This is a genomic window from Kitasatospora sp. NPDC059088 (genome assembly GCF_042738155.1).
GTDB lineage: Bacteria > Actinomycetota > Actinomycetes > Streptomycetales > Streptomycetaceae > Kitasatospora.
Genome location: NZ_JBHYGR010000228.1, coordinates 1 through 8706, shown reverse-complemented (window position 1 = coordinate 8706; position 8706 = coordinate 1). Strand labels below are relative to the sequence as shown.

The following is an 8706-nucleotide window of genomic DNA, read 5'->3' as shown; positions in this document are numbered from 1 at the left end:
TGGGGTGTGTGTGGGGGGGGGGGTCTGTTGGTGTGTGTGGCCCCCCACAATAAAATTATTTCCTTTCCCCCCCCGGGGTGGGGGGGGGGGGCCCTTTTCGCATTTCCGGGTCCGCATTTCCACGGAAAGGGGCGACCCGCACTGTGACGCAGGTCACGCCGGATCAAGAACCTGCGCGCCGGACCGGGCGTCTGGCTGGTGTGAGATCACGTAGGAGAGCACTGGACGAGCTGGACGAGGAACGCCTCCTCCGGCTCGTGGCCAAGGGCGACCGCGGGGCGTTCGACGAGCTGTACCGCCGGACGTCGCCGTGGCTGGCGGTGCGGTTGCGCCGTCGCTGCGCGGACGAGCAGATCGTCGCCGAGGTCATGCAGGAGACCTATCTGGCGGTGTGGCGCGCGGCCGGCGCGTTCGCCGGGAGCGCCGTGGGCGGTTCGGCCGTCGGGTGGCTGTGGACGATCGCGGCGCGCCGGCTGGTCGACGCGTTCCGGCGCCGGGCCCACCACGCCGAGCCGCCGGTGGCCGCCGCCGAGCGGGCGGTGGTGCCCGGGGCGGAGGAGGAGGCGCTCGCCGGGACGGTCGGCGGCGACGTGGGCGACGCGCTGCGGCGCCTGGCCCCGGAACTGCGCGAGGTGCTGCAGGCCACGGTGCTGGACGGGCTGTCCGTCCGGGAGACGGCCGTGCTGCTCAGACTGCCCGAAGGCACGGTCAAGACCCGTGCCCGGCGAGCTCGGATCGCGATGCGGGAGGCACTGGCATGACGGAGGAACACGCGTCCCGGCGGCTCGTCGCCGACTACGCGCGGGGGGACGCGGCGATGGCCGCGGACACGGTGTGGGCACTGGAGGCCCACTTGGAGACCTGTGCGCCGTGCCGGGCGCTGCTGGCGGCCTCGGTCGTCACCGAGGCGCCCGAGGTCGCCGCGCTGCTGGACACCGTGCGGACCGGCCTGGCGCCGCAGTTGGACGCCGAGGTCCGGGCGCCCGCCCGGTGGCGCCGTCCGCGGTGGTTGTCGGCCTGGCTGACGCCCGCGACGGGGCCGTGGCTGGCCATGACCGTCACCGTCACCCTGCTGGCGCTGCTGCTGGACGCGCTCGCGCCGTCGGGATCGCTCGGCGGTGCCTCGCCGCTGTCGCTGCTGGCGCCCGTGCTGCCGCTGTTCGGCGTCGCCGCGGCGTGGTCGCGTGCCCTGGACCCGGTGTACGAGCTGACCGCCTCGACCGCCCGCGCGGGTCTGCCCCTGCTGCTCAGGCGCACCACGGCGGTGCTCGCCGTGGTCGTGCCCGGGCTCCTGCTGACGGGGTGGCTGACCGGCACCATGACGGCCGCCCAGTGGCTGCTGCCCTCGCTCGCCTTCACGTCCACGGCGCTGGCCCTGGGCAGCGTCGTCGGGGTGGCCCGCGCCGCGGTCGCTCTGGCGGCCCTCTGGAGCGTCGCCGTGCTCCTTCCCGCCGCCGTGACCGGACGTACCCCCGCGGCCCTGTGGCTCGCCCTGGAGCCGGGCCGGCTGCCGGTGTGGGGCCTGCTCCTCGTGCTGGGGGTCGCCGCCGTGATCGCCCGCCGGAACACCTACTCGACGTTGTGACAACACCATCGACCCTCGAAAGGGGCCACCGCATGGCGCCCATGACGAGCGCGGCCGACATCGCGCCGAAGACCTACGCCTGGGAGATCCGGGCCAGTGACCTGAGAGTGCGGGTCGGCCGGAAGAAGATGGCCGTCGACGGCCTCGACCTCTCCCTGGGGCTCGGCGCCCACGGCCTGCTGGGGCCCAACGGCGCGGGCAAGACCAGCCTGATCAGGGCGCTCGCGACGGTGCTGCGACCGGCCGGCGGCGAACTGGAGCTGCTCGGCACCTCCGTCGCCGGGCTGGGCGACCACCGGGCGCTGCGGCGCCGGATCGGCTACTTGCCGCAGGACTTCGGCTACTACAAGCGCTTCACCGTGCGGGAGTTCGTGGAGTACATGGCCTGGTTGAAGGAGGTGCCGAAGCAGGACATCCCCGCGGCCGTCCAGCGGGCCGTGGAGCGGGTGGGCCTGGCGGACCGCGCCGACCACCGGATGAAGACCCTGTCCGGCGGCATGGTGCGGCGGGCCGGCATCGCCCAGGCGATCGTCAACGACCCCGCGGTGCTGCTGCTGGACGAGCCGACGGCCGGTCTGGACCCGGCGCAGCGGCTGCGCTTCCGCGAGCTGCTCCAGGAACTGGGCCGGGACACCTGCGTGGTCGTCTCCACCCACCTGGTCGAGGACGTCGCGGCGGCCTGCACCGACGTGGTGCTGTTCGCCGACGGGCGCCTCGTCTTCCAGGGCACCCCGGACGACCTGGCCGCCGCGGGCGGCAGCGAGTACCCGGGGGACAGCCCGCTGGAGCGCGGCTACTCGGCGCTGCTCAGTGACTCCGGCCGGCAGGGAGGCAACTGGTGAACACCCGGGTTCTGCGGACCGAGCTGAGGCGCTCCGTCGCCCCGTGGGCCGGTCTGGTCGTCCTGGGCGGCAGCCTGGCCGTCCTCTACGCCGTCAACGGGCTGTGGTGGCAGGGCACCGCGGCGTGGACCGGACAGTGGACGTCGATGGCGCTGACGACCCGCTCCATGCTGGCCTACCTGTGGCCGCTCTCGGTGGGCTTCGGCGCGGTGTACGGACTGCGCGACGCCCGCTCGCGGACGGCCGAACTGCTGGCGAGCACGCCGCGTCCGGCCTGGCGCCGTGCGGCGCTGCCCGCCGGTGCGCTGGCGCTCGCGCTGGCGGCGGGCTTCGGCCTGCTGGTGCTGTGGGGCGGGAGCCAGGTGGCCCTCGGCGAGACCGACTACCTGCCGGCGGGCTGGCTGCCGATCTCGCTGGTGGCGGTGCTGGCCCTGGTCGCGGGCGCCGTGTTCGGGATGGGCCTCGCGCGGACCCTGCCCTCGGTGCTCACCCCGCCGATCCTGGTGGTGGGCTCCCTGGTGGCGGTCATGTACCTGCGGCAGACCACCGACGGGGCGCTGCCGTCCGGCCAGGCGTCGAACCGCCTCTCCCAGCTGTCGCCGGTGACCGACATGCCGCGCGAGATGCTGCTGACCCTCTCCGGGGCGGTGAACCTGGGGCAGGCGCTGTGGTTCCTCGGCCTGCTGGGCACCGGGTTCGCGCTGCTGGCGGCCTCGACCACCCGGGCCCGGCTGTTCGCGGCGGCCCCCGTCCTGGCCGGTGCGGTGCTGGCCCTGCTGGTCCTGCCGGGCGACCCGCGCGACACCTACGTCGTCGACCGGGCCGCCGCGGCCCTGGTCTGCGACGGCCCGGTGTGCGTGACGCGGGCGAACGGCACCCAGCTGCCCGTACTCGCGCCGGCCGGCAAGGAGGCGCTGCGGGTGCTGCACGACGCCCTGGGCGACCGGGCGCCGGCCACGATCCACGAGGAGACCACGCTGCGCGCGAACGGCGACGACCGCCAACTGTCCGCCGACACGGTGCTGGTCGACTTCGACGACCCGCTGATCGCCCGGGCGACGGGGGCGGAGCTGACCCGGCTGCTGGTCGCCCAGGGCCTGGCGCCGAACTGCCGGCCGCGCACCCCGTGGGAGGGCGGGGGGCAGCTCTCCGTCCCGGCGCAGAGCGTCGTCGCGAGCTGGGCGCTCGGGGACCGTCAGGTCCAGCCGTTGGAGAAGCCCGAGGAGGACCCGTACGCCCGGGCCGCGTGGACGAGCGCGACGGCCGCCTGGGAGAAGCTGAACGCGCTGCCGCGGGCCGAGCAGCGCGCGCGGATCGCCGAGGTCCGGGCCGACGCGCTGTCCTGCGGGGACGGGCTGACGCCGCTGACCGGGAAGGCGTCCCGATGAGGTGGCTGACCCTGTACGCGCGCTCCCGGCAGGTGCCCGCCTCGGCGGCCGTCGCCCTGCTGGTGCTGCTGGCGGCCTGGGCCTTCTGCCACGACGGCCCGGGGCCGATGGACCTGGCGACGGTCGTCCTGGCCCTCACCGTGAGCGTGGCGGCCGCCTCCGTCGGGCTCGGCGGGCAGGACGCCGCGCTGGACCGGACGGCCGCGATCCGGTGGGTGCCCCGCCGGGCGGCGCACGTCCTGCTGACGGGTGCGGTCGCCGCCGCCGCGCTGCTGGCGCTGCGGCTGGTGGGGGCGGACCCCGCCCCGACCGGGTACGTGGTCCGGGACGCCGCCGGGCTGGCCGGCCTGGCCGCGCTCGGGGCGGCGCTCTGGGGAGCGCACCTGGCCTGGATCCTGCCGACCGGCTGGCTGGCGGTCACCGTCCTCGGCCCGGCCACCGCCGGCACCGCGGGGGAGGTGGTGCACTGGATGACCTTCTCCCCGGCCACCACGGTGTCCACCTGGACGGCGTGGGCCCTGGGGGCGGTCGGCACGGCGGTGTACGCCGTGATGGGCCCGAGGCGCTGACCGTCCGGACCGTCGAGCACGTTGGGCCGAGCCCCCGGGATTCCCCGGGGGCCCGGCCGTTTCACGTCCCCGTGGTGTACGGGGTCAGGTCGACGTTCCAGGTGTGGTCGCCGCCCTCGTGGACGGTGATCGCGACCGGCTCGTCCGGGTGCTCGGGGTCGAACTGCGAGCTCACGCTGTGGGTGACCACGGGGCTGGTCCAGGCGGGCAGGTTCCGGTTCCAGGTGCCCGCGTTCGGGGCGACCTTCCACCGGAACGAGACGCTGTACTGCTGGAGCCAGTACCCGGCGGTCATCCGGGCCGAGGTGGAGAAGCCCGGGTTGTCGTTGAACTCGATCTGGTTCTGGGCGTCGACGATGACGGCGTTGGTGTAGTTCGGGCGGTAGGGGCCGTCCTGGACCCAGTCGCGCGCCGAGTCGTGCTCGCCGTAGCCGCCGTCCTTCGCCCGGACGACCTGGACGTTGGAGTCGGTGACCTCCTGCCAGAAGTGGTAGTTGGTGGAGACCCGCTGCGGGGCGCCCGGCGGGTTCTTCAACCGGGCGACCTGCGAGAAGCCGATGCTCTGGTCGTCGTCCATCTTCTGGGTGGCCGGGCCCTCGTAGCCGGACTCGAACTCCAGCACCGGCCGGGCGAGGTCGAGGTTCGCCGCGCGGGCCTTGCCCCGGGTGGTGCGCGCGGGCGGACTGCTGCCGCGCACCTCGGCGACGTCCGCGTTCCGCTTGGGCATCCGCTGCACCGCGCCCCCGACCCGGGCGGGGGAGGGGGCGGGCGGCTCCTCCGCGCGTTGCAGCGGGCCGGCGAGGGCGCGGACGGCGTTGGCCTCCGCCTCGCGCTCGTAGCGGTCGGACGGGTCGGAGACCCGCAGGCCGTCGCCGCGGTCGGTGCCGGCCACCGGGCCCTGGCGCTGCTGGATGACGTGGGTGAGCTCGTGCGCCAGGGTGTGCCGGTCGCCGCCGCCCGGCCCGAGCACCACGTGGTTGCCGGAGGTGTAGGCGCGGGCGCCGACCTCGGCCGCGGAGGCGGCGGCCGTGCTGCCGGTGTGCAGCCGGACGTCGGAGAAGTCGGCGCCGAGGCGGGCCTCCATCTCGCTGCGGGTGGGAGCGTCCAGGGGCTTCCCGGCGCTGCGCAGCACCTGGGGGACCAGGGAGCGCTGGAGCGGCAGTTCCTCCGGCTCGGCGCCGTGGCCCGCGCTGCCGTGGCCCGCGCAGTCGTGGCCGCCGTGGGCGCCGGAGCCGGCCCGGGCCTCCCGGACCAGGCGGCTCACCGCGGCGTTGCCGAGGGTCCGTTGCAGGGCGAGGGCACTGCCGGGCCGCGGGCCCGGGCGGGGCGCGCGGGCGGCCGGGGATTCCCCCCGGTCGCCCCGCTGGTCGGCCCGCCGGTCCGGTTCATGTGCGCGCACGGTGGTCGGATTCCTTCCGCCTTGTGCCGATTCGGTGCGCATACGGCCCCGAAGGCGTCTCCGGTGTGGGAACGGCGCAAACCTACTGCTGTACTGATGACGCGTCAGTAGGGCGCCGGGGGCAGACTTCGCCGTCCGTGGGGGAACGGTCGGTTGCCCCGGGGGGTCCCGGCCGGGTTCCCCGGGAGGGCACGTGGCCCGTGGTGCCGGGGTTCGAACGGGTTGTCGCCCGGCGCGCGGACCGGGCACGACGCCCGTCCCGCGTTGACATGGTCACGGGCCGTGGGAGGAGATACGGAAGGGGAAGATCACGGAGGAGAACGGGGTGATTCCGGCGGAAGGGGCCCATTGACACCGTTGGGGCATCGGGTGCACCTTTCCGGTCCGGTCGCCGGGAGGGGAGGGCACCGTGTGCACCGGGTCAGTTCCCCTGCCTGATGTCGCTCAACGTTCCGCTGATGTTGAGGAGTTCGTGGCACGTGGGTGCCTGCTTGCCCGAGGCCGGAGTGCCCGGGGACTCGCAGGTCACGCTCGCCGTCACAGCCTGGTCCTCGGGGACCTGGATGGGAGTCACCCAGTGGTAGTCCTGATTGCGGAAGGTCTCCAAGGCGATGGTGTTGAGCACCTTCTGGCCGGCCGTGATGGTCACGACGCCCTGGTCGCCCTGGAAGTTGGCGATCACGAGGTCGGTCATGTCGAAGACCTTGCCGTGCGGCACCTGGTAGCTGCCGGTGGCCGCGGCGCCGGCCCCGGTCGGCACGTCGATGGTCGCGGAGCTCTGCCGGCCGGTGCCCGGCTCCGCCAGGCCCGGGCCGGGGGCGGGGCGGCCGCCGCTGCCGGTGGGCTGCCCGGAGCCCGGCTTGCCCGGCGCGGTGGGGTTGCCGCCGGCGGGGGCGCCCGGTCCGCCCCCGGGACTGCCGGCGGGCACGGCCGGGGTGGCGCTCTGCTGGGCGACGGCCTGCTCGGCGGCCTGCTTGGCGGAGCTGCGCACCGCCGGGCGGACCAGGGCGAACCAGGCCAGCAGCAGGGCGATCAGCGCCGCCAGCAGGGCCAGCAGCCACTTGGGGAAGATCGGGAGCTGGATGAACTCGCCCTCCAGCACCGGCCGTTGGGCGGCGGTGAGGGCGTCCGCGGGAGCGGGGGTGGGGGTGGCGGGCGCGGGAGTGGCGGCGGTGCCCTCGGCGGCGCCGCCGGTGTCCTTGCCGTCCTTGCCGTCCTTGCCGTCCTTGCCCCTGCCGTCGGAGGCCTTGCCCGCAGGGGCCGGCTCGGGACCCACCGCCACCTCGAACGGCCAGGAGGCCTGCTTCCCGAACCAGATCAGCTTGCGGGCCCGGGCCTGCAACCGCAGCTCCCCGGACTCGCCGGGCTCCAGGCGCAGCCGCTCCGGGGTCGCCCGGAACCGCAGCTCCTCGCCGGCCTGGCCGGGGGTGAGCACCACGGTGCCCGGGGCGTTGCCGAGGTTGCGCACCGAGGTGCGGTAGCGGCCGCGCAGCCAGCCCCGGCGGCGCCGGGGCGCGAGCGCGGCCTGCAGCTCCTGGAAGGGCGTCACGGTGACCGTGGTCTCCGGCACCGTCACCAGCTCGGGTCGCTCGGTCGGCAGGACCCGGATGCCGAGCGGGAAGTCCCCGGCCCGGGCGGCGGGCGAGCGCGGTGGGGCGAGGCGCACCGTCACCGTCTCGGACGTCCCGGGGAAGAGCGAGACCCGGGCCGGCTCGACCGTGGTCCACGCGGCGCAGTCGCCGACCACCTCCAGCGTGTACGCCTCGACGATGTCGAGGTCGTTGCGCACCGTCAGCGTCGTGGTGGCCACGCCACCGGGCGCCACCGTCAGCGCGGGCAGGCCGAGTTCGGCGGAAGTGGTCATGGCGTGACGGTAGGGCCGGAGGACCGTCCGCGGAGAGGGCCGTACGGGCAAGCCGTGGGCACACCCCTTGCCCGTACGGACGGACCGGCCCTGCCCGGCGCCGCCGCCACCGACCGCGCGGGCTCAGAGCCCGCACCGGGCCCGCACCGGGCCCCGACCGGCCCCGCGCCACAGCGCCGGGCCGCAACAGCCGCAGGACCGCAGGAGAATGGAGTGTTCCGATGACATCGATCGAGGCGACCCGAGTGGAAGCCGTCACCAGCCGCAAGGGGTCGGCCGCACCGCCATCCGTGACCACCCGCCCGGCCGGGGCACGGATCCCGGTGCAGGGGCGCCCCCGGCCCGCCCAGATACCCGTGGCGGTGTACGCCGAGGACCTGATCCTGCAGACCGGGGTGGTCCAACAGCTGCGCCAGCGGCCCGAGGTGGAACTCCTCAGCGAGGCCGACGCGGGCCGGGCGGAGGTCTCCCTGCTGGTCGTGGACGCCCTGACCGAGGCGGTCGCCGACCACCTGCGCCGGCTGCGCCTCGCCACCTCGGGCCGGATCGGCCTGGTGGTCGGCCAGTTCGAGGCCGGCGGGCTGCAGACCATCGTCGAGCACGGCGTCGCCGCCGTGCTGCGCCGCTCGGAGGCGGACCAGGACCGGCTGGTGCACCTGATCACCGCCCTGGCCAACGGCGAGGGGGTGATGCCCGGGGACCTCCTCGGCGAACTGCTCGACCGGATCGGGACGCTCCAGCGCACCATGCTCGACGGGCGCGGCCTCACCCTGTCCACCCTGACGGCCCGGGAGGCGGAGATGCTGCGGCTGGTCGCCGAGGGCTTCGACACCAGCGAGATCGCGGCCAAGACCTCGTACTCGGAACGCACCGTCAAGAACGTGCTGCACGAGATCATCACCCGGCTCGGGCTGCGCAACCGGGCGCACGCGGTGGGGTACGCGATGCGGCGCGGCCTGATCTGAGAGGGCGTTCGATACCGATTTAGGCTGCCGCGAAGGGTTTCGGGCGGAGGTATTGCCCGATTCTGTCGGGGCTGGCGGTCAGGCGGGTGGTCAT

Annotated in this window: 8 protein-coding genes; 6 read left to right on the top strand and 2 right to left on the bottom strand. The window is 75.0% G+C overall.

The genetic code is table 11. The features are described from left to right. The first annotated feature begins 200 nt into the window (after window positions 1-200). The 5 genes from ACFWXO_RS44165 to ACFWXO_RS44145 are packed head-to-tail and all read left to right on the top strand — an operon-like array spanning window position 201 to window position 4384. Window positions 201-761: an RNA polymerase sigma factor gene (locus ACFWXO_RS44165; RefSeq protein WP_375893453.1), complete on the top strand. Its 561-nt coding sequence runs from the start codon at window positions 201-203 to the stop codon at window positions 759-761. Beyond that, window positions 758-1585: a zf-HC2 domain-containing protein gene (locus ACFWXO_RS44160; RefSeq protein WP_380532624.1), complete on the top strand. Its 828-nt coding sequence runs from the start codon at window positions 758-760 to the stop codon at window positions 1583-1585. Before ACFWXO_RS44165 ends, ACFWXO_RS44160 begins: the two co-directional genes overlap by 4 nt. Window positions 1586-1617: 32 nt before the next feature. Then, complete coding sequence (locus tag ACFWXO_RS44155; protein ID WP_375893457.1) at window positions 1618-2427, top strand: ATP-binding cassette domain-containing protein; 810 nt, start codon at window positions 1618-1620, stop codon at window positions 2425-2427. After that, window positions 2424-3815, top strand: a complete 1392-nt coding sequence (locus ACFWXO_RS44150) for a hypothetical protein (protein WP_380532622.1) — start codon at window positions 2424-2426, stop codon at window positions 3813-3815. The genes ACFWXO_RS44155 and ACFWXO_RS44150 overlap by 4 nt, the downstream gene beginning before the upstream one ends. Further along, complete coding sequence (locus ACFWXO_RS44145; protein WP_380532619.1) at window positions 3812-4384, top strand: hypothetical protein; 573 nt, start codon at window positions 3812-3814, stop codon at window positions 4382-4384. Before ACFWXO_RS44150 ends, ACFWXO_RS44145 begins: the two co-directional genes overlap by 4 nt. Window positions 4385-4445: 61 nt before the next feature. On the opposite strand, the gene ACFWXO_RS44140 is transcribed toward ACFWXO_RS44145, so the two are convergent. After that, complete coding sequence (locus ACFWXO_RS44140) at window positions 4446-5783, bottom strand: DUF4157 domain-containing protein (protein WP_380532617.1); 1338 nt, start codon at window positions 5781-5783, stop codon at window positions 4446-4448. Between the two features lie 421 nt (window positions 5784-6204). Beyond that, window positions 6205-7647: a hydrolytic protein gene (locus ACFWXO_RS44135; RefSeq protein ID WP_380532613.1), complete on the bottom strand. Its 1443-nt coding sequence runs from the start codon at window positions 7645-7647 to the stop codon at window positions 6205-6207. Between the two features lie 221 nt (window positions 7648-7868). Here ACFWXO_RS44135 and ACFWXO_RS44130 point away from each other — a divergent pair, with 221 nt between their 5' ends. Next, entirely contained in the window at window positions 7869-8612 is a 744-nt protein-coding gene (locus ACFWXO_RS44130) for a LuxR C-terminal-related transcriptional regulator (RefSeq protein ID WP_380532610.1), read from the top strand. Window positions 8613-8706 lie beyond the last annotated feature (94 nt).

Bases quoted from the DNA above. Each gene is read 5' to 3' on its own strand.
- ACFWXO_RS44155 (WP_375893457.1), top strand. From the start codon at position 1,618: ATGGCGCCCATGACGAGCGCGGCCGACATCGCGCCGAAGACCTACGCC.
- ACFWXO_RS44135 (WP_380532613.1), bottom strand. From the start codon at position 7,647: ATGACCACTTCCGCCGAACTCGGCCTGCCCGCGCTGACGGTGGCGCCC.
- ACFWXO_RS44130 (WP_380532610.1), top strand. From the start codon at position 7,869: ATGACATCGATCGAGGCGACCCGAGTGGAAGCCGTCACCAGCCGCAAG.
- ACFWXO_RS44160 (WP_380532624.1), top strand. From the start codon at position 758: ATGACGGAGGAACACGCGTCCCGGCGGCTCGTCGCCGACTACGCGCGG.
- ACFWXO_RS44145 (WP_380532619.1), top strand. From the start codon at position 3,812: ATGAGGTGGCTGACCCTGTACGCGCGCTCCCGGCAGGTGCCCGCCTCG.